Origin of the sequence: Cellvibrio polysaccharolyticus (genome assembly GCF_015182315.1) — a bacterium.
Lineage (GTDB): Bacteria > Pseudomonadota > Gammaproteobacteria > Pseudomonadales > Cellvibrionaceae > Cellvibrio > Cellvibrio polysaccharolyticus.
On sequence record NZ_PRDL01000001.1, the window covers coordinates 3,787,556 to 3,809,656 of the forward strand.

General features: G+C 52.8%; 22 protein-coding genes and 1 riboswitch. Of the genes, 11 read left to right on the plus strand and 11 right to left on the minus strand.

What is annotated here, in order from left to right; translation table 11 throughout:
- Positions 1-294: 294 nt before the first annotated feature.
- Positions 295-1,074 carry an MHYT domain-containing protein gene (locus C4F51_RS15960; RefSeq protein ID WP_193911480.1) on the plus strand — a complete coding sequence of 260 codons (780 nt, stop codon included), beginning with the start codon at positions 295-297 and terminating at the stop codon, positions 1,072-1,074.
- A 16-nt stretch (positions 1,075-1,090) separates the two neighbouring features.
- Here the strand turns inward: C4F51_RS15960 and C4F51_RS15965 are convergent, their stop codons facing one another.
- The 4 genes from C4F51_RS15965 to thiD all read right to left on the minus strand — a co-directional run bounded on the left by C4F51_RS15965 (position 1,091) and on the right by thiD (position 5,123).
- Positions 1,091-1,564 carry a DUF1249 domain-containing protein gene (locus tag C4F51_RS15965; RefSeq protein WP_193911482.1) on the minus strand — a complete coding sequence of 158 codons (474 nt, stop codon included), beginning with the start codon at positions 1,562-1,564 and terminating at the stop codon, positions 1,091-1,093.
- A gap of 21 nt (positions 1,565-1,585) precedes the next feature.
- Positions 1,586-2,218 carry an NUDIX domain-containing protein gene (locus C4F51_RS15970; RefSeq protein ID WP_193911484.1) on the minus strand — a complete coding sequence of 211 codons (633 nt, stop codon included), beginning with the start codon at positions 2,216-2,218 and terminating at the stop codon, positions 1,586-1,588.
- Positions 2,219-2,311: 93 nt separating this feature from the next.
- Positions 2,312-4,222 carry a phosphomethylpyrimidine synthase ThiC gene (gene thiC, locus C4F51_RS15975; RefSeq protein ID WP_193912634.1) on the minus strand — a complete coding sequence of 637 codons (1,911 nt, stop codon included), beginning with the start codon at positions 4,220-4,222 and terminating at the stop codon, positions 2,312-2,314.
- Positions 4,223-4,277: 55 nt separating this feature from the next.
- Positions 4,278-5,123: a bifunctional hydroxymethylpyrimidine kinase/phosphomethylpyrimidine kinase gene (gene thiD / locus C4F51_RS15980; protein WP_202987707.1), complete on the minus strand. Its 846-nt coding sequence runs from the start codon at positions 5,121-5,123 to the stop codon at positions 4,278-4,280.
- A 110-nt stretch (positions 5,124-5,233) separates the two neighbouring features.
- Positions 5,234-5,322, minus strand: a riboswitch (TPP riboswitch).
- A 483-nt stretch (positions 5,323-5,805) separates the two neighbouring features.
- On the opposite strand from thiD, the gene C4F51_RS15985 reads away from it, so the two are divergent.
- Complete coding sequence (locus C4F51_RS15985; protein ID WP_193911485.1) at positions 5,806-7,185, plus strand: TolC family outer membrane protein; 1,380 nt, start codon at positions 5,806-5,808, stop codon at positions 7,183-7,185.
- 166 nt (positions 7,186-7,351) lie between these two features.
- On the opposite strand, the gene C4F51_RS15990 is transcribed toward C4F51_RS15985, so the two are convergent.
- The 3 genes from C4F51_RS15990 to C4F51_RS16000 all read right to left on the minus strand — a co-directional run bounded on the left by C4F51_RS15990 (position 7,352) and on the right by C4F51_RS16000 (position 12,165).
- Positions 7,352-9,439 (minus strand): cation:proton antiporter, encoded by a 2,088-nt coding sequence (locus tag C4F51_RS15990; protein WP_193911487.1) that lies wholly within the window; start codon positions 9,437-9,439, stop codon positions 7,352-7,354.
- 337 nt (positions 9,440-9,776) lie between these two features.
- A complete protein-coding gene (waaA, locus tag C4F51_RS15995) occupies positions 9,777-11,066 on the minus strand; it encodes a lipid IV(A) 3-deoxy-D-manno-octulosonic acid transferase (protein ID WP_193911489.1) in 1,290 nt (429 codons plus the stop codon).
- 10 nt (positions 11,067-11,076) lie between these two features.
- On the minus strand, positions 11,077-12,165 hold the full coding sequence (locus tag C4F51_RS16000; RefSeq protein WP_235992350.1) for an SGNH/GDSL hydrolase family protein: 1,089 nt from the start codon (positions 12,163-12,165) through the stop codon (positions 11,077-11,079).
- Positions 12,166-12,472: 307 nt separating this feature from the next.
- Here C4F51_RS16000 and C4F51_RS16005 point away from each other — a divergent pair, with 307 nt between their 5' ends.
- The 8 genes from C4F51_RS16005 to C4F51_RS16040 all read left to right on the plus strand — a co-directional run bounded on the left by C4F51_RS16005 (position 12,473) and on the right by C4F51_RS16040 (position 17,880).
- A complete protein-coding gene (locus tag C4F51_RS16005) occupies positions 12,473-13,750 on the plus strand; it encodes an NAD(P)/FAD-dependent oxidoreductase (protein ID WP_193911491.1) in 1,278 nt (425 codons plus the stop codon).
- Positions 13,737-14,546 (plus strand): aldo/keto reductase, encoded by an 810-nt coding sequence (locus C4F51_RS16010; RefSeq protein ID WP_193911493.1) that lies wholly within the window; start codon positions 13,737-13,739, stop codon positions 14,544-14,546. The genes C4F51_RS16005 and C4F51_RS16010 overlap by 14 nt, the downstream gene beginning before the upstream one ends.
- A 17-nt stretch (positions 14,547-14,563) precedes the next feature.
- Positions 14,564-14,959, plus strand: a complete 396-nt coding sequence (hisI, locus tag C4F51_RS16015; protein WP_193911495.1) for a phosphoribosyl-AMP cyclohydrolase — start codon at positions 14,564-14,566, stop codon at positions 14,957-14,959.
- 25 nt (positions 14,960-14,984) lie between these two features.
- Positions 14,985-15,323 (plus strand): phosphoribosyl-ATP diphosphatase, encoded by a 339-nt coding sequence (locus C4F51_RS16020; RefSeq protein ID WP_193911497.1) that lies wholly within the window; start codon positions 14,985-14,987, stop codon positions 15,321-15,323.
- A gap of 32 nt (positions 15,324-15,355) precedes the next feature.
- Complete coding sequence (tatA, locus tag C4F51_RS16025) at positions 15,356-15,592, plus strand: twin-arginine translocase TatA/TatE family subunit (RefSeq protein ID WP_193911499.1); 237 nt, start codon at positions 15,356-15,358, stop codon at positions 15,590-15,592.
- 32 nt (positions 15,593-15,624) lie between these two features.
- Entirely contained in the window at positions 15,625-16,044 is a 420-nt protein-coding gene (gene tatB / locus C4F51_RS16030; protein ID WP_193911501.1) for a Sec-independent protein translocase protein TatB, read from the plus strand.
- Positions 16,041-16,796: a twin-arginine translocase subunit TatC gene (gene tatC / locus C4F51_RS16035; protein ID WP_193911503.1), complete on the plus strand. Its 756-nt coding sequence runs from the start codon at positions 16,041-16,043 to the stop codon at positions 16,794-16,796. Before tatB ends, tatC begins: the two co-directional genes overlap by 4 nt.
- A gap of 442 nt (positions 16,797-17,238) precedes the next feature.
- Positions 17,239-17,880, plus strand: a complete 642-nt coding sequence (locus C4F51_RS16040) for a peroxiredoxin (protein ID WP_193911505.1) — start codon at positions 17,239-17,241, stop codon at positions 17,878-17,880.
- 289 nt (positions 17,881-18,169) lie between these two features.
- Here C4F51_RS16040 and C4F51_RS16045 read toward each other — a convergent pair whose 3' ends face one another.
- The 3 genes from C4F51_RS16045 to C4F51_RS16055 form a co-directional block, all read right to left on the minus strand.
- Positions 18,170-18,556 (minus strand): nuclear transport factor 2 family protein, encoded by a 387-nt coding sequence (locus C4F51_RS16045; protein ID WP_193911507.1) that lies wholly within the window; start codon positions 18,554-18,556, stop codon positions 18,170-18,172.
- Between the two features lie 152 nt (positions 18,557-18,708).
- Complete coding sequence (locus tag C4F51_RS16050; RefSeq protein ID WP_193911510.1) at positions 18,709-19,071, minus strand: PilZ domain-containing protein; 363 nt, start codon at positions 19,069-19,071, stop codon at positions 18,709-18,711.
- A gap of 150 nt (positions 19,072-19,221) precedes the next feature.
- Positions 19,222-20,703 carry an AAA family ATPase gene (locus tag C4F51_RS16055; RefSeq protein WP_193911512.1) on the minus strand — a complete coding sequence of 494 codons (1,482 nt, stop codon included), beginning with the start codon at positions 20,701-20,703 and terminating at the stop codon, positions 19,222-19,224.
- A 183-nt stretch (positions 20,704-20,886) separates the two neighbouring features.
- On the opposite strand from C4F51_RS16055, the gene coq7 reads away from it, so the two are divergent.
- Complete coding sequence (coq7, locus tag C4F51_RS16060; RefSeq protein WP_193911514.1) at positions 20,887-21,534, plus strand: 2-polyprenyl-3-methyl-6-methoxy-1,4-benzoquinone monooxygenase; 648 nt, start codon at positions 20,887-20,889, stop codon at positions 21,532-21,534.
- A gap of 123 nt (positions 21,535-21,657) precedes the next feature.
- On the opposite strand, the gene C4F51_RS16065 is transcribed toward coq7, so the two are convergent.
- Positions 21,658-22,080, minus strand: a complete 423-nt coding sequence (locus C4F51_RS16065; protein ID WP_193911516.1) for an OsmC family protein — start codon at positions 22,078-22,080, stop codon at positions 21,658-21,660.
- Between the last annotated feature and the right edge of the window lie 21 nt (positions 22,081-22,101).

Sequence of the window (22,101 nt, forward strand, 5' to 3'; positions counted from 1 at the left end):
CAGAAAAATTTATTTCCAACCGCTTTCGGCCTGAAGAAAAATACGGATTCCCTTTGCAATTCAAAACGCTAACGATGTTTAGCTGGATAAATTGAATGACTGCAATAAATAAAAACGCGCCATGTCCATAGCAAAATATCGGGTGATTGCGGAACCATATAAAAATTTAATCTAAATGCAGGAATAGCAGATAACTAGACTGATGGCTGCCTGCAAAGAAAACCTGGCGGATTTAATCGTTATAAAAATGCTGTGCAGTACACAAACCGGCGATGCGGATAGTGAGGAAAATCTATGGAAATGGATGCCAGTTACAACGGGTTTCTGGTTGGGCTCTCTTTTTTAATCGCCGTCTTTGGTTCCTTCACCGCGCTGCAATTAACCAACGGCATGAAATATTCCCGTAGCGGCCCGTCTACCGCGTGGATTATTGCCGCAGCGCTCTCATTGGGTGGTGGCGGCATCTGGACCATGCACTTTATTGGCATGCTCGCTTACCAGATTCCCTCCGATATTGGCTTCGATCCGTTGTTAACATTCCTGTCGCTGGTGGTAGCGGTGATTGCGGTTGGCGTGGGCATTACTATCGCGGTCAGCGGCAAGCTTTCTATGGTTCGGCTGATGGGGGCCGGCGTTTTTACCGGTGCCGGCGTAGCCTCCATGCACTACCTCGGCATGAAGGCCATGGTGATGCATGGCAGCATGCATTACGATTCGCTACTGGTGGGAATATCGGTTGCTATCGCGATTGTCGCCGCTACCATTGCGCTTTGGCTGGCGGTGAATTTGAAAGGCACGCTAACCATGCTGGGTGCGTCGGTGATTATGGCAATTGCGGTTTGCGGTATGCATTACACGGGAATGGCGGCGATGATTATGCACCATGACCACCTGATGGAACCCGCTATTATCGAAGGCTCCGTAAGCCCGATGACCATGGCACTTTTTATTTTCTGCGCGACCATGCTACTGTTGGTGATGTGCCTGATTATGTCACTCAGCCAATTGTCGATGCGAATGGAAGAAGAGTTTGTTGAAGAGCCATTAGCGCCCCGAAGCGGTCACCAGGGCTGAAAACACGGCTCATCCACTAACCGTTGCAGGAAAGCGTCAGCGGATTTTCCAGACTGTAACCCTGCTCAAGACACAGCGCCAGACACTCGCCAAGAAAGCAATTTATCTGCAACTTTTCATCACTCTGATACATTTGCCGATTGGGATACTCATAGCGCGGCCGCACACGCTTGTGGTTTTCCCATGCCAGCACTTCTGCCAACCGCGCATCGTGATACAAGCGCACCGTCAGTTTTGGCAGTTGTAACCAATCCACGGCGTTGGGTAAACGGATCGACAGTTGTTCAATTTGCACCGTGGTGGTGTAGCGGGATTTTTCAACAATACGAATTTGCAAACACTGATCCGCCATGCCGGCAGCCAGTGCGATTTGCCAGGTTTCGCGCAACGGTTGCCCGTGCATCAGTTTCAGCAAGCGATGGTAATTGGCTTCGCACTCTGCCATTTGCAGTGGAAAGTCTACCCGATAACGTGTTTTTACAAACCCCATACAACCTCTCTGTACACCGACTCAGGCGGCGCCGACTGCTTGTTGCAAACGCTGGCGGTTGAGACTCAACCACAATAAACAAATCAATACCGCGGCATTATTAAATTGACCGCCGGTTAATGCTGCCATCACCTGATCGGCGGGCAGCACATGAAAACGTATATCTTCATTTTCGTCATCAAGACCAAATACGCCTTCTCTATTTTGCAGATTACACTGTGCGCAAAAAAGATGCATGCGCTCATCGGTACCGCCGGGGCTTGGAAAATACTGACAGATAAACTCCAATGCCACATTTTCCACACCGGCTTCTTCTACCAGCTCCCGCAGCGCCACCGCCTCCGGGGTTTCTCCCGTTTCAACCATGCCGGCCACGACTTCCAGACACCAGGGAGAATTTTCAGCCAGCGCACCCACCCGGAATTGCTCAACCAAACCAACCAGATCATTCTCGGGGTCATATAACAGCACGCCCACCGCCGCACCGCGAATCACTACCTCACGGGTAAACGACCGGCTCCAACCGCCAGCAAACAGCCGGTGGCGCAGTGTCAGCTTTTCAATACGCAAAAAACCGCGGTACATGGACTCGCGGTTTTCCACTTCAACATCGGCCCCGGTAAAGGGCGCGCAAGGCAGGGAGATCAAAGACATAATGGTGTCGGCTTATGACAATACAAGGAAACAGAATGCAAAACGCCAGAACAGTGTCTGGCGTTTTGAGCGAAAAAACATCCGGCAGAAAGCTTATACCTTCCGGTAGATCTCCGCACCCTGTTCCACAAATTCACGCGCCTTTTGTTGCATCTCGGCTTCTACATCAATCATGCGAATCACCTTGTCTTCCGGAATGGCGGAAATATCGGTGCCGTGTTTGGCCGCATATTCACGCACTTCCTGGGTGATTTTCATTGAGCAGAACTTGGGGCCGCACATGGAGCAGAAATGCGCAACCTTGGCCGATTCCTTTGGCAAGGTTTCATCGTGGTAAGAGCGCGCCGTATCCGGGTCGAGGCCGAGGTTGAACTGGTCTTCCCAACGGAATTCAAAACGTGCTTTGGACAGTGCATTGTCACGCAGCTGCGCGCCCGGATGCCCTTTGGCCAGATCGGCCGCGTGGGCGGCAATTTTGTAGGTGATGATGCCTTCTTTCACATCGTCTTTGTTGGGCAAGCCGAGGTGTTCTTTCGGCGTCACATAACAAAGCATCGCGCAGCCGTACCAGCCAATCATCGCCGCACCAATACCGGAGGTGATGTGGTCGTAGCCGGGTGCAATATCGGTAGTCAATGGCCCAAGGGTATAGAAAGGCGCTTCATCACACACTTCCAGCTGCTTTTCCATATTCTCTTTGATCAGGTGCATCGGCACATGGCCGGGGCCTTCGATCATCACCTGGACATCGTGCTTCCAGGCGATTTTGGTCAGCTCACCGAGGGTTTCCAGCTCGCCAAACTGTGCTTCATCGTTGGCATCGGCAATAGAACCGGGGCGCAAGCCATCGCCCAGCGAGAAGGACACGTCGTAAGCCTTCATGATCTCGCAGATGTCTTCGAAATGGGTGTAAAGGAAATTTTCCCGGTGATGCGCCAGACACCATTTGGCCATGATGGAACCACCGCGAGACACAATGCCGGTAACGCGTTTGGCGGTGAGCGGTACATAGCGCAGCAAGACACCGGCGTGAATGGTGAAGTAATCCACGCCCTGCTCGGCTTGTTCAATCAGCGTATCACGGAAAATTTCCCAGGTCAGATCTTCCGCAACACCGTTTACTTTTTCCAGCGCCTGATAAATAGGCACGGTACCAATCGGCACATGGGAATTACGGATAATCCACTCACGGGTTTCGTGAATATTTTTACCGGTGGACAAATCCATCACCGTATCGGCTCCCCAACGGGCGCCCCAGGTGAGCTTTTCCACTTCTTCTTCAATAGAAGAACCCAGCGCAGAATTGCCGATATTACCGTTGATTTTGACCAGAAAATTACGGCCAATAATCATCGGCTCCAATTCGGGGTGGTTGATATTGGCAGGAATAATCGCGCGGCCACGGGCAACTTCTGCGCGCACAAACTCCGGGGTAATCTCTTCCGGGATGCTGGCACCGAAGCTCATGCCGGCGTGCTGCTCTTTTAAAATACCCAACTCACGGGCTTGCGCCAGCGCCATATTTTCGCGGATGGCGATGTATTCCATCTCCGGCGTGATAATACCCTGTTTGGCGTAATGCATTTGCGATACGTTTTTGCCCGGCAAAGCGCGACGAGCCTGACGGGTGAGGTTAAAACGCAAGTGCGCCAGCTTCGGATCGTCGAGGCGCTCTTTGGTGAAAATGGATTGGGTGTCGGTCAGTAATTCGGTATCGGCACGCTCTTTGATCCAGCCGGTACGAACATCCGGTAAACCGGTACGCAAATCAATGGTTACCTGCGGGTCGGTATAGGGGCCGGAGGTGTCGTAAACGCGCACCGGTGGATTTTTTTCGCCGCCGAAATCGGTGGGGGTATCGTCCAGCGTAATTTGACGCATCGGCACACGGATATCCGGGCGTGAGCCGGTCACATACATTTTGTGCGAGCCGGTAAACGGCTGCACCGAGGCTTTATCTACCTCTGCGCTCTGGCTGAGAATCTTTTCCGCCTTGGCATTCATCATTCATCTCCTCGGTTTTTTATCTTTAAATAATAGTTTTAATAAGCTGTGTTTTTTACGCCTGGTGCCAGCGATAAAAATGGTGCACCGGCCCCGAGCCGTTACCGATGTGTAATGCATCGGAATGGCGAATGGCCTCGTGGATATAATCTTTGGCTTCTGTCACGGCATCTTTCAAAGACAGGCCTTTCGCCAGACCTGCCGCCACCGCCGAAGCGAGTGTGCAACCGGTGCCGTGGGTATTGCGGGTTTGCAAACGGGGTTTACTCAACCAGCAGGCTTCGCCAGCCGCCGTGAGCAGCAAATCAGTCGCTTCCGGTTCCTGCACATCGTGCCCGCCCTTGAGTAGCACCGCTGTAACACCCAACGCCAGCAAACCTTCGGCCTGACGAAGCATGGCATCACGACCGCTCACCACCCCGGTGTTCAGCAGCGCAGCCGCTTCGGGCAAGTTGGGAGTAATCAGCGTGGCGCGGGCGAGTAATTTGCGCATTTGTTCCATGGCATCTTCGGCCAGTAAACGGTCGCCACTGGTAGCAACCATCACCGGGTCAACGATCAGCGGCAAGTGCGGGTAATTGGCGAGGGAGGACTGCACAGTGGCAATAATATCGGCGGTGGCCAGCATGCCGGTTTTAATGGCGCGCACCGGAATATCGCTCAGTACCGAGTGAATTTGCTGTGCAACAAAATCGGGAGGAATGGGCAAAACGCCTTGCACGCCCAGGGTGTTTTGCGCCGTCAGAGAGGCAATCACGCTACAGCCAAAAACGCCGAGCGCAGAGAAGGTTTTCAAATCAGCCTGAATACCCGCGCCGCCGCCGCTATCGCTACCCGCGATGGTGAGCGCAATCGGTGTAACAACCGAGGGATTACCGGAAAAATGTTGTGTGGATGTCAATGTCCGCTCCAGAATAACGATGGCGCAGGACAGACAGCAGGAGCGAGCGGCTCATTAAACAATCAATAAGTCCAGCTCAAATCAGACAGGATCTGACGTCGTAATAAAAGACGCTCGTGACTCTCGTTCCCTACGCCGGTACTAACCGGATCAGGTGTGCGGGTATTTCTCAGCCTAAATAGCACCCCGACAAGATGGCTGGCAGTCTAGAGAAGTCTGGCAAGGCTGTAAAGGCAGGCATGCGCGACAGCTTCTACTGACAGCCTGCGGCAGGCGCCGCTGTCATTATTGGTAGCCAGTTTCATGCTGGCGCGCTGAAGATGACACAAGGTTTTGCAGAGATGTCCGGGCTCTTTTCAGCCCGGACTTTTTTAGCCTGGGCTTTTTTCAGCCCCAGCTCTTTTCAACAAGGTGCATCCATTCACCGGGGTTCGGCGTCATAACCAAGGCTGCACCTTGATACAGGCGCGCCAGCACAGGGGTCGACAATAAAAACCGGGCTGCTGACGCGGCTTTTGCCCGAGCTGTGCGTCATAGGGGTAAACAACCCTGGTGAAGGTCATGACAATCATCATGTTTACTCTTTTTAACGGCTCAGGTTAGAGTGTCATCTCGACCCGCTATGGCCAAACCTTTACACTCGACCGATTGGACGATTTTATTAGCCGGATACGCCACCCACATGAAAATATTCTCTAAAAGAACCACATTTTTCCTGCTTGTCAGCAGTCTGGCGCTTGCGCCCATTACCGCTTCCGCTGAAACCCTGCTCGATATTTACGAGCTGGCTTTGACCAACGATTCGCAATTGAAAGCCGACCGGGCAGCCTTTGAAGCCGGCCAGGAATACCGCACTCTCGGGCGCGCCAACCTGCTGCCACAAGTTATTGGTAGCGCCAGCTATAGCGAAAGTGACTCCGACGTTCGCGACCGAATCGGCAACACCGTTACCCGCAGCAGTGATCGCACCCGCAGCGGCTGGACCGTTTCTCTGGATCAGCCCTTATTTAATATGGCCTCCTGGTACAGCTACCAGCAGGGCATCAAACTGTCCGAACAGGCAGAAGCCCAGTTCGGTGCCGATCAGCAAAGCCTGATTGTGCGGGTGGCCAATGCTTACTTTAACGTGCTGCGCTCGATTGATACGCTGGAAGCCACCATCGCCGAAGAAAATGCGCTGGAGCACCAGCTGGAACAAACCCAACAGCGTTTTGAAGTAGGCCTGACCGCCATTACCGAAGTGCATGAGGCCCAGGCCGCTTATGACAGCGCCACCGCCGCCACCTTCGAAGCTCGCGGTGCGCTGGGCATTGCTTATGAAGCGCTGGAAGTACTCACCGGCCGCAGCCACGACCAGGTTGCGCCACTGGCAGCGGATTTTCCGGTCGTTGCGCCGGTACCGGCTGACCGCCATCAGTGGGTAGAATTCTCGCTGAAAAATAACTACGGCCTTAAAGCAGCACGCCTCAGCGCCGATGCCGCCGGTGAAACCGCCAAAGGTGCTCGCTCCGGTCACCTGCCAACCGTTTCTGCATCGCTGTCTTACAGTGACAACCGTGAAGATGGCGACCAGTTCGGCGCGCCTTTTGATACCCGCACCGATGGCAGCACCATCGGTATCAATTTGAATGTTCCGCTGTACAGCGGCGGCGGCACCTCCAGCCGCACCCGCCAGGCCTATGCGCTGTTTACCCAGTCACAGGAAATTTACAACAACACCCAGCGCAATGTGATTCAGTCTGCCCGTGCGTTGCACCTGTCAGTTGAGACCGGCGTATCCCAGGTGTATGCCAGAAAGCAGGCCATTGTTTCCAGCCAAAGCGCTTTGGAAGCAACCCGCTCCGGTTATGAAGTGGGCACCCGCAACCTGGTAGAAGTACTGCAATCACAGCGTCAGCTGTACCAGGCGCGCCGCAACTATGCAACCGCGCTCTATGACTACATCATCAACACCATTCAGTTACGTGAAGTGGCCGGCATGTTGACCCCCGCCGATGTGCAGGAGATTGATCGCTGGCTGGAAGCCCAGGCACCGGTTAACCGCAACCAGTACATTCAGTAAGCCATATACTGACACCATAAAAAAACGCTGGCCTCCGCAAGGAGCCAGCGTTTTTTTATGGTCACTCCAACATCCGTTTAGTGTGTCCCCACCTTAAAGGTGACTTCTGCCAAGTGATACTTAATGAACTACTTTGTGTTTATGCCACCAAACAGGTCAACGCTATTTAACCAATGGTGAAACGATGCCGGATTTCGTCTTCATCGGCTTCGTTAATCAAACCATTTTCATGCAGATAGGTGAGCGCAATCGAACCGGATGCATCTAAAGAACATTCTGCCAACCGGATCAAATGAGGCTCCAGTTCATCGCGATACGAACCCAGCAGCGCGTCCATTTTCGACGAAGATTGCTCTTTGTAACGCCGATAACGCTCCAGAACCTCGTCACAAATGTTACTTATAAAAATAGGCCGGTCAAAAGAACCTTGCATGCTATCGACCGTCATCACAGCCTTGCGCGCCATGATCATTTGAGCACGATAATATTGCAGTTTTTCTTCCCGACTGAATTCATTGGATTTTTTGGAAAGCATTCTGCGAGAGAAGTTGACCAGCCGGTCAAAAACATCCCTCGAGTCGATATCCAGTTCAGGGTTGATAGCGTTATGTTGCGCACCTTCAATTTTCTCCAACTGCAACATTAATTTGCCATGAATTTTCCGATAAACATTTTCATTAACTTCACCGTTCACATATAAACGTTTCAGCGCCGTCAATTCAACACGAACCATAATAAAATGCAGCGATTGAACAAAAACGTTCGACCCGTAACGTTCGATAAGGCTGGCGCGCTCTGTCTCGGCGGTGGCTATTTTATGGTTCACCTGTGCCACCAACCGCACATAATGCTCGTAGCTGATAAATCCTTTTTTCAGATATTCCTGCAAGCGGGAACGTTCGGTTAACAAAAAGTAGACCCCCAGGTCTGACTTCTGTACCACCGAAAGCGGATTATGATCCTCAATGTGATAACGACGCATCATGGGTCCGATAAGAGGCGCCTTGACGAACAAAGTAGCCAGAATGCAACCAATCGTCAGCGCCAGCAAAAAGTCTCTCGGGGAATGCTCATAAGTCCAGCCTTCAATGGTAAAGCCTTCCGGAATCATCAATACGATAATGATGGATAGCGCTCCACGGAGGCTTGCCCATGACATCAACTTTTGCCAGCTGAGCGGGATTTTCTCTTCCACGCCGCTCATGTTCAGCGGCAGCACCACACAGTACACAGAAACCATTCTTGCAAAAGCAACAACCAGCACCCCGATCAAAATAGGCAACCAGAGATCGCTGAAGTCCACCCCCGAACTGGCAAAAAGCAAGCCGGCTAATAAAAACACCAGCGAGTTGACGATAAAAGCCATGTGCTCAATCAGTTTGCTCAGATATTCGTCTACCTTGGGGGCGAGAATATTGCGGGAATAATTGCCCATAAACAGCGAGGCGACCGACGTAGCAATAATCGAAGACACATGAAAGTATCCCAAATGATTGATCACCTCAGTCGTAATGAACACCAAATGCGCAGAAATGATTAATAAGGTTACCGTTACAAATTCGTTGCTGCGGGTTAATCGTAGAGCACGAGTGATCAATGCCGCCATTAAAAGCCCAATCGCAATACCGGACACGATCATGATGACAAAATCGGCTACGCCTTTTACAACCGTTTCCGAGCCTTGGAAGCCATAGGTTGCCACTCCCAGCAGAACGAAAAACAACGCGACTGCCGTACCATCATTGAAAAGACTTTCACCTTCAAAAATCATCCCCAGGCGCTTGGGAACTTTAAACTCCTTGAACAGGGAAAGCACCGCAACCGGGTCGGTAGGTGAGATCACTGCGCCAAATAGCAGAGCAATAATAAAGGGGATATTGATGCCAATCAGGGGAAGCAGCAGGTACAACAGTGAGGCGATAACCAGCGCAGAGACAAACAAGCCTGCAACCGACAAAAGCGAAATAGCCCAGGCACTTTCGAGCATTTTTCGAATGCTCATATTAAATCCCGATTCAAAAATCAATACGGGCAGGAATATGTAAAACAAAAGCTCCGGCGTCAGCACCAGATCGTTGAGGAAACCGAACACAACGCTTAAATACGGCAGGTTAACAATGGGCACCAGCAATACGCCCACCAGCACCAGCAAAACCGTATAAGGCAATTTGAAACGTTTGGCGGCGAAGAAAATAACCGTAGAGAGAGCAATCAACACAAATAAAGACAGCGTTGATGTAAGACTTAACACCATTGGACGATCCCTCAGCTATTCTGCGAGTTTTTATCAAATAACAGGGCAGACAGTTCATCAACAAACCGCCTGCACCCTGCTGCGGTTGCATTGTCTTGGGTGGAATAAATTGTCAGGCAGTCAGAGCCGATGATGCTGACCGTCCTGACAAACACCTTTTCAATCGTTGCCGAAAATCAACGATTTTGACCGGAAAATGGCGTTCCGCAATGCTGTGAGGCCGCGAAGTATACTGACAAGCGCGGATCGAGCATAGGGTTACAACAGTTGTGAGGTGGTACACCGGAAGAGGTAATCAAAAAAATACTGAAAAAACAGTAAATTGGGCTCACCACGGTTAATCCTTTTGTTTAACAATAAATTGTCGAATCAATTGCAGAGTGCGCTCCAGCGCACCGCGATTATTTTCTACCACCGCCAGCGCCGCCTCACCACGCTGCAAGCGCAATGCCGGTGCTTCAATAAGCTGCAAGGTATCAGCGGCCAGTGCAGCGGCATCTTCCGCCAACACCAGCGCGTTATTTGCCTGTAACAAGCGCGCCGATTCAGCAAAATTGAACACGTGCGGGCCACTGTTCAACGGTAACTGCCAGGCTGCCGGCTCCAGCATATTGTGGCCACCGTTGGGCACCAGGCTGCCGCCCACAAAAGCGATATCGCTGGCACCAAACAGCAATTGCAATTCGCCCATGGTGTCACCCACCAGAATATCGGCAGCAGCAGGAGTTACGCCCTGGCTACGGCGCACGATCGCAAAACCGCGCTTCTCGCACAGCTCGGCAACGTTATTGAAACGCTCCGGATGGCGCGGCACCAGCACCAGCAACAACGATTGCGCAGCGGCCGTGTTGGCATTTTTCAGTCGGGAAAAGGCATCCAGGATAATCTCATCTTCACCGGTGTGGGTGCTGGCCGCAATCCACACCAGCCGCTTGCCGTGATCTGTCCATTCTTCTTTCAGCTGCGCTGCGCGCTGGCGAAGCGCATCGGCCAGCTGGATATCAAACTTGATATTGCCGGTCACGCGTATACGTTCAGTCGGCAGTCCCAGCGCGGCAAAACGATCGGCATCATCACGGTGCTGAATACCGGCGGCGGTTAATTGAGCCAACATGGGCCGCGTCAGGGCAGAAAATTTTTGATAACCCCGGGCAGAGCGCGCCGATAAACGCCCATTGATCAACACCGCCGGTACAACGCGCTTGTGACACGCCGCCAGGGTGTTTGGCCACAATTCGGTTTCCATCATCAGCATCAGCGAGGGTTGTACCCGGCGCATAAATCGGGCGAGGCAATCCGGTAAATCGTAAGGGGCGTAGACGTGATAAACGCTATCCCCCAGCGCCGCTTTAACCCGCTCGGAACCGGTCGGTGTAGTGGTAGTAATCACCAGTTGCACCTCATCCTGCTGCAACTGACGAATCAACGGCAGCGCCGCCAGAAACTCCCCTACCGATACCGTGTGCAACCACACCACCGGCTTTTCACTACTCAACACTGGCACAAACCCGAAGCGCTCCCGCCAGCGCAAGGCGTAAGCCGGTGCTTTGCGCGCCCGCAGGCGCAACCGCAGCAAAATAAAAGGCAGGGCCAGGTAAAGTATCAGTGAATATAAAGCGCGCATCATTAATCCCTGATTACCACTGCATGGTGGTGCGAATAAAATCGGTCAGCGCCCTGGCATTTTCTTCGTGATGAATCACACGCGGGTGCTTGCCGTAGCCGGTAAACGGGAAGAAAAAGGTATAAATTTGCTGATCGTTGGAGGACTTTTTAAGGCGCGCAACCGCTTCCTCAATGTAACCCGGCCAGGGCGAGCCGTCCGCTGTCGCGTCCATACTGCCCAATGCACAAATCAACGTGGCCTCCGGATAAAGCGTGCGGATGCGGCTGACGAAATCAACATACGCCTGAATACGGGCTTCGGTATCCGGCACCGGCGTCAGGCGTTTCTCCACCAACCAGCTGTCATTTTGAAATAAGTTGATCACCACCACGTCCGGCGTCCACTGGGAGAAATCCCATGTGGAGTCGTTGTTACCCACCGCATTTAACTGGTCATAAAAATCCGGCATGGTGAAATCGAACCAGCTCACCATAATGCCAATGCCACTCTGGGAAATAGCATGGTGCTCGGCAGACAGCGCCCGCGCGGTGATCGCCGCGTAAGAGAGGAAATGGTTTTTATCCGCGAGGTCATCGTCCTTACCCTCCAAAGGCGCTTCGTTGCCCATACCGCTGGTAATGGAATCACCAAAGAATTCAATCTTGCGCACCAACGGACGATCCGGCGCTTCAAGCTGCTGGTCTTCTGCCAATAACAGCCCTTTAAATACCGTACTGCCCTCTTCCCCCTCAGTGCGCTTGAACAAGGTTAACTTGTGCGAACCAGCTGGCAAGCCGGACACCACCGGATAAGTGTGCTCACCGGCTTTGGCCTTGATCACTACCGGGTTTTTCCAATCTTCATTAATAAACACATTGAAGAAGTTTTTACCCAACTGATCATCCAGCACCACCGAAACCTCTGTGCCGGTAAATACGGTAGATACTGACGTGCCGGGCCAGGAAATAACCGGCGCAGCAGGGTCAGCAAAATCCACACGACCGGTGTATTGGTAATGCGGATTATCCGCTCCTACCAGCTTGTCTGCCGCCCACACTGGTGAAGCGAATGCCAGCAGTAACCCCAGCAGGCCGATAGTGTGTTTCATCAATAAGTTCATAAGCTTTGCCTTTATTTGGAAAAACCTGTTTCAAATGGCTGACAGCCAATGAACAGCACAATGCGAGCTTGTCATCAGGTTATTGGTTCCAAAACCGTCGAGTCAGGGACGACTCGACGGAGCTACAGGGATGTATCTATGCGTTTTTGGAACCAATAACCTGATGACAAACGGACAAAAGAACGCCGTCACTTGTCACAGACTCGGGAAATCCGCTTTTTACAGCTTGTTGCAACCAGCGGGATATTCAACCGCTATACTGTGCGGCTTTATACAGCCATCTCCGATTATGGTCAAAATGTACGACATGCCCTACTCCGCAGAATCGCCGCTTGTTATTGATCTGGACGTCGCCATCCTCGGCGGCGGCATTGCCGGCTTATGGCTGGCCAACCGCCTGCAACAGGATGGCTACCAGATCGCTCTTTTCGAAAAGTACGCGCTCGGTAGCGGCCAGACGATGGCCTCCCAGGGCATGATTCACGGCGGCATGAAATACACCCTTGCCGGTGCCCTCAGCGGCGCCTCGGAAGCCATTGCCGACATGCCGCAACATTGGCGAAAATGCCTCTGCGGCGAGGGCGATGTTGACATCAGTGCCACGCGCATTCTCAGCGATCATTTCTATCTCTGGTCCGGCGAAAATGTTACCTCGCGGCTCACCGGCTTCTTCGCCAGCAAACTGATTCGTGGCCGCGTTGACGCGGTCGCCGATGATCGCCGCCCGTCGCTACTGCGACACGCCGACTTTCGCGGCACCCTCTATAAAATTGGCGACATGGTGCTGGATGTACCTTCGCTGGTAGCCAACCTGGCCCGACCGCTGGAACATCACCTGTTTCAATACCCGGATCACACCCTGTTTCAACTCACCGCCGACGGTGCGCTGGAAATGACCATTCCAACGGCACAGGGCAAAGTGCGTATTCGCGCCCGGCGTTTTGTTTTTACCGCAGGCGAAGGCAATGAAGCCCTGATGCAGTCGTTGCAAATAGCAACACCGGCCATGCAACGCCGACCGCTGCAACAGGTGCTGGTCAAACACAAACACCTGCACCGCTTTTACGGTCACTGCCTCGGCACCGGGAGTACGCCACGCCTGACCATTTCCAGCCACAGCGCGGCCGATGGCAAAATGGTCTGGTATTTGGGCGGGCAACTGGCCGAAGAAGGCGCCGACCAAAGCCCGCAAGACGTGATTACGGCAGCGCGCGAAGAACTGGCAGCGCTGATGCCCTGGCTAGACTTTTCAGAGGCCGAATGGGCAACCCTGCCGGTCAACCGTGCCGAACCCCGACAGCAAGGCCTTGCTCGCCCGGACAACGCCTTTGCCAGCCGTACCGACAAGGCAAGCAATGTTATCGTCGGCTGGCCAACCAAACTGACACTGGCCCCCAACTTCGGCAATCAGATGCTGGCGCTGCTGCAGGAAGATGGCCTTCTTCCATCACAGGCAACGCCTGCCGCTGTTTTTCGCCAGCTGGCCGATCTGCTGCCGGCACCAGCTATTGCCATGGCCCCATGGGACATCGCTTTTCCCATGCCCGCTTATCAACCCGAAACCGCCGACGATGATGACGAATAACCCGCTGGGAAAAACCGGCATGCTGGTCAGCCCGCTGGGGCTGGGCACCGTAAAACTCGGGCGAAATCAGGATGTTAAATACCCCAACGCCTTCACCATCCCGGATGACCGACAGGCCAGCGCCTTAATTGCTTGCGCCCGCGAGGCCGGTATCAACCTGATTGATACCGCGCCCGCCTACGGCAACAGTGAAGAGCGCCTGGGTAAATTGCTGGCCGGGCAACGGCAGAACTGGATTATCTGCAGCAAGGCCGGCGAAGAATTTCACAATGGCAGGTCAGCGTTCAACTTTACGCCGGAGCATCTGCGCTATAGCATTGCCCGCAGCTTGCAGCGCCTCAATACCGACTATCTGGATTTGTTGCTGATCCACTCGGACGGTAACGATACTGACATCATTCACCGGTATGAAGTCTTCAACACATTGGCAACGCTGAAGCAGGCGGGCTGGATTCGCGCCTTTGGCTTCTCTGGCAAAACCTGCGAAGGTGGCTTGCTGGCATCTCGTTATGCCGATGTGCTCATGGTAACCTTCAACACCGGTTATCAGGATGAACGGCCCGTCATTGAAGCCTGCCATCAAAACGGCGTTGGCGTGCTGATCAAAAAAGCACTGGCCAGCGGCCATTTGACGTCCGCTCAGCCCCATGACGACCCGGTTCAACAGAGTATGAATCTGGTGCTCGGGCAAGCGGGCGTAAGCAGCGCCATTATCGGCACCATTAACCCGGCGCACCTGCTGGACAATGTACGTAATGCCTCTGCCGCACTGCATTTGAAACAAGCACGAAACTGAAACAAGGCTGAAACCTTATGTCTGAATCTGTACCAGTCTCCTGGCTGGAAGATGTTTACTGGAACCAGGATGGTCTGGTTCCCGCCATCGCTCAGGACGCCGCAACCGGGCGTATTCTGATGATGGCATGGATGAATCGCGAATCACTGCAACTGACCGCCACAGAAGGCCGCGCGGTTTACTGGTCGCGCTCACGCAACCGTTTGTGGCGCAAAGGCGAAGAGTCTGGCCACCTACAAACCGTGCGCGAAGTTCGTCTCGACTGCGACGCCGACGTGATTGTTCTGCAAGTGGAACAAATTGGTGGCATTGCATGCCATACCGGACGTGAATCCTGTTTTTATAGGGTGCTGCGAGATGGAAAATGGCATACTGTCGACCCGGTGATCAAAGATCCCGACCAGATTTATTAATGTGCCAGTTGCAGGAAATCGGAATATGAGCTCCAACGATGTGCTTCGCCAGTTGTCAGAGGTGCTGGAGGCACGTAAAAACCAGGCTTCCTCGGAATCGTCTTATGTAGCCAGCCTGCATCAAAAAGGACTGAACAAGATTCTGGAGAAAGTGGGGGAGGAATGTACCGAAACCCTGCTCGCCGCCAAGGACGCCAAAGTCAGTGGCGACAACAGTGATGTCATTTATGAAACCGCCGATTTGTGGTTTCACAGCATGGTGATGCTATCTCACCTGGGAACCGATGCTGAAGCGGTTCTGCAGGAGCTGGCTCGCCGTTTTAACTTATCCGGCCTCGACGAAAAAGCGTCGCGGCAGTCCTGAAATCCGGCCAACCGGTTTAGTGAGGAAGTATTATGGGTATCAACAGTCCCTGGCAATTATTACTGATTTTCGCCATCATTTTGCTGCTGTTCGGCACCAAACGCTTGCGCTCTCTGGGCAGCGATCTGGGCAGCGCCATCAAAGGTTTCAAAAAATCCATGGGTGACGAGGAAGCGGCCAATAAAACCGCCGAGCCACAGATTCTGGACGACAAAACCACTACCGAAACCCGCCAGACTGCGGCGCGTGAAACGCACGAGCAAAAATAAGACGCCCTTTCGTTTCTGCTACAGGTATTGATGTGCTGGATATCAGTTTCTTTGAGTTATTAGTGATCGCGGTGGTCGCTCTGGTCGTTATTGGCCCGGAGCGACTGCCCGAAGCTGTTCGCGGTGTCAGTTTGTGGATTGGCCGCTTCAAACGCAGTCTGCGCGAAACCCGCAGCGAGCTGGAACGTCAGATTGGCGCAGATGACATTCGCCGCCAATTGCATAACGAAGAAGTGATGCAAAGTCTGGAGAAAACCCGGCGCGAAATCGAAGCAGCCATGCGTCAGAATGAGGCGCAAATTGCTTCGCTAACGCAGGACACTGACGCTACCCATACGCAACCGGCGCTACCCGCTCCTGCAGAAAAAACCGACACGGCTGCAACAACCGATATCGCCACGTCTGTTGTTGCCCCAACTGAAACACCCGATAGCAATAAGCAACCATCATGAACAATACCGCTTCAGACCAGGAAATGCCGCTGGTTCAACACCTGGTCGAGTTGCGCCGCCGCCTGATGCACACCCTGATATTTGTGCTGGTGGTGTTCGGCTGCCTGTTTTCCTTCGCCAATGAAATTTATTACCTGATCTCGGCGCCACTGCAAAATCTGCTGCCGGAAAACACCAGCATGATTGCCACCGACGTGATCTCGCCGTTTTTAACGCCGCTGAAGCTGACCTTCTTTGCTGCGGTGCTGGTTTCCATTCCGTTTATTCTTTTTCAGGTCTGGGCATTTATTGCACCGGGCCTTTATCGTCATGAAAAGCGTTTGGCGATTCCGTTATTAATTTCCAGCGTGTTGCTGTTTTATGCCGGCATGGCCTTCGCTTATTTTGTGGTTTTCCCGCTGCTGTTTAATTTTATTACCAGTATCGGTTTGACCGGCGTTGCTACCATGACCGACATCACCAAGTATCTCGACTTTGTGTTGCAGATGTTTTTCGCGTTCGGTTTTGCGTTTGAAATTCCTATTGCAACCATCTTGCTGATTCATGCCGGCGTGGTGTCTGCTGATGGCCTGATTCAGAAAAGGCCTTACATTATCGTGGGCTGTTTTGTGATTGGCATGTTACTCACCCCGCCCGATGTGTTCTCACAAATTCTGCTGGCATTGCCGATGTGGGCGCTGTTTGAAGTAGGCGTTTTCTTCGGAAGAATGCTGGAAAAAAGCAAAGCCGAACGCGAAGCCGCGGAAGGCTGATTATCAAAAAGCGTACATAATCCGCGCCCTCAATAATTTCAGATCTGCACAATGCGAGTTTGGCGTTGGGGTATTTGTTCCAAAACCGTCGAGTCAGGGATGACTCGTCGGAGCTACAAGGATGTATTTATGCGTTTTTGGAACAAATACCCCAATGACAAACGGAAGAAATGAGAAAAACTACATCAGAATTTTTCAATTATCTGACCGCACTGATACGCATCCCCGCCCTGGTATTCCCGGATATATTTTTTATTGGTTTTTAAGTTGAGTTTAATAATTCAGCCAGCCGCAGATTTTTACATCGTCCAGAAAAATAAAACCGTACTATCAAGCTTTCTGCTTATCCGTTTTTGTTCCAAGCAAAGATCAAAACAATCCTTCCCACTCAGGGCGATTCTGCCTAGGATAGACGTCTTTCCATCAACAGAGGAGCAATAAGATGAGCCTACGTTTAGGTGATACCGCACCGGATTTTGTACAGGAATCAAGTGAAGGAGAAATCAAATTTCACCAGTGGCTGGGCGACCAATGGGGTGTGCTCTTCTCGCATCCGGCTGACTTTACGCCGGTGTGCACTACAGAACTCGGTTTGACTGCCAGCCTGAAAGATGAATTTGCCAAGCGTAATGTGAAGGCAATTGCCGTAAGCGTTGACCCGGTAGATTCGCACCACCGCTGGATTGAAGACATCAACGAAACCCAGAACACCCGCGTCAACTTTCCGATTCTGGCGGATGCCGACCGTAAAGTTGCCGAGCTGTATGACATGATTCACCCGAACGCCAATGCCACACTGACGGTGCGTTCCTTGTTTATTATTGATCCTGCGAAAAAAGTGCGTCTGATCATTACTTACCCGGCCAGTACCGGGCGTAACTTTGATGAAATTTTGCGGGTTATCGATTCACTGCAATTAACCGACAACCACAAAGTAGCAACGCCGGGTAACTGGAAGTCGGGTGATGATGTGGTAATTGTTCCGTCACTGCAGGACGAAGCAGAAATTCGTGAGCGCTTCCCGAAAGGTTACAAAGCCGTAAAACCCTACCTGCGCCTGACGCCGGATCCGCGTAAAAACTGAAGTCATAAAAAAAGGGGGCCGCAATTGGCCCCCTTTCTCCCCCCTTCCACAAACCACCCTGTGGAACCCTGCGCGATTAAAGCTCCTTTGAAAATCCTGAATACCTGTTTTTACAGGCTTGGCCAGAGAGTCGTAGCAGCTACGCAAATAACTTGTTGTCCATTGTGGCTGAAACTCACCGCAAAGCCTCTAAAAATGGACATTTCTTTACAGATCCTCGGATAACTTTCTTATTTCATGCGCAAATGTCGCCGAAATAATCCAACCCATCAATATCCAGCAGCGACCATCAGGGAATCATAAATGGCAGCTGGCCATCTACATTCAACATATTTTCCACCACCGCCGCATTGTAAAAACCTTCTACCTTGACGATTTTGTCATCTTTAACCATTAGCCAGATGGCGATACGCACATCGCCAATCGGTTCAAAGTAGGTTTTGTAATCCAGAGCAGCGAATACCGAATTGTCTTCTGCGGTAATTTGGCGAACAGCGATGTCTTTTTGAATGCCCGCCATACCGAACAAATAGCTCAGCATGTCTTCCGGGTCGGTGAAGCGCATATTGGGGCCGATATATTCAAAAGAATCCGTGGCCAGCAGCTCTTTGGCCTGATCAAACTGTTGCGCGCGGATCAGCGATATAAAACGGGTGACCAGTTCTTTGGGGCTCATAATGTCGCTCTATCCTGGATTGGCAACGATACCGACAAACCCGTCTGCGGAAATCCAAATCCCGCAGCCCCTCTTCGTCAGCACATCGATTAGCGGGGAATTCTACGACATTTCGGGTGGCTTTAGGAGACTGGTCGGAGCCGGCAGAGGGCTCAATCTGCCGGAGCGGCAAGGCGATCCATCAACTGCTGAATTTGCTCTCGCGCCTGAGGTGAAATATCGGAAATGATCAGTCCGGTCAGCACCCGTCCGTCAGCCGTCGGGCGGCGCCAGCTGCAGTCTGCGCCGAGATGAATGGATGGGCATTCTGCGGCGGCAAAAGGCAGGTGAAGATCCAGCTTGTAGCTTTTACCTGCTTCCAGCGCGACATCTCCGAGAAGCTGCAATTGCTGACAATCAATCGTCTGTAATTGCCCGAGGACAATATCGCGCAGGTTATCGACGACATCAATCGGCTCGCTGGCCAGCAGCGATGGCGATACAACCGGTTCGTTAACACGCTCTGTCGGGTTCATAATTCACCTCGCGCTGGTTGGTAAGTCATTGTTTTTATCCGAACACAGATTCAGTAAAGACCCTGCGGCGGCAAAGCACAAAACCCGCCTTCTTTTTGGAGCCCAGGGACAACAAAAGGTTTCCCGCCGAAGGCCCGCCTGACAGGAAAATCAGGCAGGAATTGTGCGTTCCTGCGCCCAGTGTCGCAAGCGGGCAATGTTCTCGGCCATCACTACCGACAGCGGGCTGGTCGAGGTGATTTCGGTTAGCAGGATATCGGTATTAAGAGAGACGTCATCGGCCGCCGCCCGGTAAAGCGCTGCCACAATCGCCTGCTCTATTTCCGAACCGGAGAACCCCTCGGCAGCATCAGCCAGCACCAGCAGATCAAATTGCTCCGGCAAACAATGCCGCTTGCCCAGGTGAATCGAGAAAATATCCTGCCGGGAGGTTTTGTCCGGCAAGTCGACGAAGAATATTTCGTCCAGCCGACCTTTACGGATCAATTCCGGCGGCAAGTGGCTAATGTCATTGCTGGTCGCCACGATAAACACCCGGCTGCGCCGCTCGGCCATCCAGGTGAGGAAGGTGCCTAATACGCGCTGAGAGGTGCCGTTATCGCTACTGCCCTGACTCATGCCCTTTTCAATTTCGTCCAGCCATAGCACGCAGGGCGACATGGCATCGGCCAGCTTGAGCGCTTCGCGCAGATTGCGCTCGGTTTCGCCGTGGTACTTATTGTAGAGCGCACCAATATCCAGCCGCAGCAGCGGCAGCCCCCACAATCCGGCCACGGCCTTGGCAGCCAGACTTTTGCCGCCGCCCTGCACGCCCAGTAAGAGAATACCTTTGGGGCGATCCAGTTTACTGTCTTCGCCATGAAAGGCGCTGCGGCGCGCCATCAACCAGCGCTTCAGCCCATGCAAGCCACCCACCTGAGCGAAGGTTTCGGTTTGCGTTTCAAAGCTCATGACGCCTTCCATATCCAGCAGGGCGAATTTGGCTTTGTTCATCATCGGCAGGTCGCTGTCGGTAATTTGCCCATCGTTCCAGATAGCGCTGCGCACCAAACGGCGAACATCACTCACACTCAAACCTTGCAGATTGCTGACCAGTTTTTTCAGGGTGAGATTGTCGGTTTTCACCCGCGTATTGCCGTGCCGCTCGGACCACAGCCGCGCTTCTTCACGGATAATTTCCATAATGCGTTCGTCAGCTGGCAACGACAGCGAATGGGAAATGCTGTAACGGGCAATTTCCGGCGGCAACTTTAATTGATAACTGAGAAACACCAGGGTGTGCGGCACCGCAAAATGATTCAGCGCTATGTCTTTTACCAGGCGCACCACATTCGGCTGATCATTCAGAAACGGATGCAAATCGCAGAGGATATAAATACCCGGCGTGGTTTGCGCCCGGATATGAGCCAGCGCCGCCTCCGGCTCGTTGAGGCTGGTGGATTGCGGCACCAGTTGCGGGCCAAAGCTCATTTGCACCAGGCCGTCGGTCAACGACCAGCGATGGCAATCCTTACCGTGCTTTTGTGCCACTTTCAGCAGCAGGTCGAGCGCTTTCTTTTCTTCAAACGTTTCAATCACCACCAGCGGAATACGAACATCCAGAAAGTGGTTTAAATCCCTGGCATCTTGCACGCAACGAACTCCTGTTGAATAACACCCGCCACCGGGCGACAAGCAGAGCAAAATACCCTATCGCCGGCACAATAAAAATCCCGTTTGATGCGATAAATCAACAATCAAATGAGAAAGGCTCTTACCGGCTTTTGGCTGAACAGCTACAATCCCTTAAGTCCACTCTTGTGCGGGAGACGCCTGATGTCCGGAACCCATTTAACCTTTTTAGACCGCTTGATCGTTCAGGCCGATAGAGCCGTTCGCACCCTTGCGGGTGCAGGCGATCTGGTTGCCGAGCGGCAGACACCGGCACACCTGATTAACGAACAGGAAATGACCGCCAGCGAGAAACAACACGCGGCGGCGCTGATGCGCGTTAACCACTCCGGTGAAGTGTGCGCGCAGGCGCTCTACCAGGGCCAGGCGCTGACGGCCCGCCTGCCCGATGTGCGCGAGGAAATGGAACACGCCGCCGAAGAAGAAATTGATCACCTGGTGTGGTGCCAGCAACGTATTGATGACCTGGGCAGCCATACCAGCTACCTGAATCCGGTGTGGTACGGGCTGTCATTTATGATTGGTGCCGGTGCGGGTCTGGTCAGCGACAAAGTCAGCCTGGGGTTTGTCGCAGCGACAGAGAATCAAGTGTGCCGTCACTTGCAAGATCACCTGACGCAATTGCCCGTGCAGGATTTAAAAAGCCGTGCGGTGGTTGAACAGATGCTGGAAGACGAAGCCCGTCATGCGGAAGCCGCACTTTCAGCCGGCGGCTATCGCTTTCCGTTTCCGGTGCGCCAGGCCATGACGCTGGTATCGAAAGCCATGACCGCAACCAGTTACCGTATTTAGGAAAACGGTCGGCAATTCATTGCCAGGGTTTATTTTAAAGCCGGAACGAGCGCCGGAGCGCCGCCTGCAACACAGCGGCCACAAAAAAACCTGCCCGGACAAACCGGGCAGGTTTTTTATAGATTATTCAGCCGCGCGAATTTCGTAATCGTGGGTCAGTTCAACGCCGGCAGCTTCGAGCATGATAGAGGCCGAGCAGTATTTGGTGGCTGACAACTCCACCGCTCTTTTCACCTGCGCTTCTTTGATGTCGGTGCCGGTAACCACAAAATGCATATGGATTTTAGTGAATGGCGAAGGTACGCCATCGGCGCGTTCTGCATCCAGCTCAACGTGACAGGCAGTAACCGCCTGGCGGGATTTGGTCAAAATGCTCATCACGTCGAACGAGGCACAACCGCCCAACCCGAGCAGAATCATCTCCATTGGACGAACGCCAAGATTCTGGCCGCCGTGATCCGGAGGGCCATCCATTGTTACCGCGTGACCACTTCCTGACTCACCAACAAAGCTGGCGTTACCCGCCCATCGCACAACTGCTTGCATAATCAATTACCTTAAAGAGAC

Bases quoted from the DNA above. Each gene is read 5' to 3' on its own strand.
- C4F51_RS16050 (WP_193911510.1), bottom strand. From the start codon at position 19,071: ATGAACCCGACAGAGCGTGTTAACGAACCGGTTGTATCGCCATCGCTG.
- C4F51_RS16040 (WP_193911505.1), top strand. From the start codon at position 17,239: ATGAGCCTACGTTTAGGTGATACCGCACCGGATTTTGTACAGGAATCA.
- C4F51_RS15970 (WP_193911484.1), bottom strand. From the start codon at position 2,218: ATGTCTTTGATCTCCCTGCCTTGCGCGCCCTTTACCGGGGCCGATGTT.
- C4F51_RS16065 (WP_193911516.1), bottom strand. From the start codon at position 22,080: ATGCAAGCAGTTGTGCGATGGGCGGGTAACGCCAGCTTTGTTGGTGAG.
- C4F51_RS16000 (WP_235992350.1), bottom strand. From the start codon at position 12,165: ATGAACTTATTGATGAAACACACTATCGGCCTGCTGGGGTTACTGCTG.
- C4F51_RS15965 (WP_193911482.1), bottom strand. From the start codon at position 1,564: ATGGGGTTTGTAAAAACACGTTATCGGGTAGACTTTCCACTGCAAATG.
- coq7 (WP_193911514.1), top strand. From the start codon at position 20,887: ATGTCCGGAACCCATTTAACCTTTTTAGACCGCTTGATCGTTCAGGCC.
- hisI (WP_193911495.1), top strand. From the start codon at position 14,564: ATGTCTGAATCTGTACCAGTCTCCTGGCTGGAAGATGTTTACTGGAAC.
- C4F51_RS15985 (WP_193911485.1), top strand. From the start codon at position 5,806: ATGAAAATATTCTCTAAAAGAACCACATTTTTCCTGCTTGTCAGCAGT.
- C4F51_RS16020 (WP_193911497.1), top strand. From the start codon at position 14,985: ATGAGCTCCAACGATGTGCTTCGCCAGTTGTCAGAGGTGCTGGAGGCA.
- C4F51_RS16005 (WP_193911491.1), top strand. From the start codon at position 12,473: ATGCCCTACTCCGCAGAATCGCCGCTTGTTATTGATCTGGACGTCGCC.
- tatA (WP_193911499.1), top strand. From the start codon at position 15,356: ATGGGTATCAACAGTCCCTGGCAATTATTACTGATTTTCGCCATCATT.
- thiC (WP_193912634.1), bottom strand. From the start codon at position 4,222: ATGAATGCCAAGGCGGAAAAGATTCTCAGCCAGAGCGCAGAGGTAGAT.
- C4F51_RS15990 (WP_193911487.1), bottom strand. From the start codon at position 9,439: ATGGTGTTAAGTCTTACATCAACGCTGTCTTTATTTGTGTTGATTGCT.
- waaA (WP_193911489.1), bottom strand. From the start codon at position 11,066: ATGATGCGCGCTTTATATTCACTGATACTTTACCTGGCCCTGCCTTTT.
- tatC (WP_193911503.1), top strand. From the start codon at position 16,041: ATGAACAATACCGCTTCAGACCAGGAAATGCCGCTGGTTCAACACCTG.
- C4F51_RS16010 (WP_193911493.1), top strand. From the start codon at position 13,737: ATGATGACGAATAACCCGCTGGGAAAAACCGGCATGCTGGTCAGCCCG.
- C4F51_RS16045 (WP_193911507.1), bottom strand. From the start codon at position 18,556: ATGAGCCCCAAAGAACTGGTCACCCGTTTTATATCGCTGATCCGCGCG.
- C4F51_RS15960 (WP_193911480.1), top strand. From the start codon at position 295: ATGGAAATGGATGCCAGTTACAACGGGTTTCTGGTTGGGCTCTCTTTT.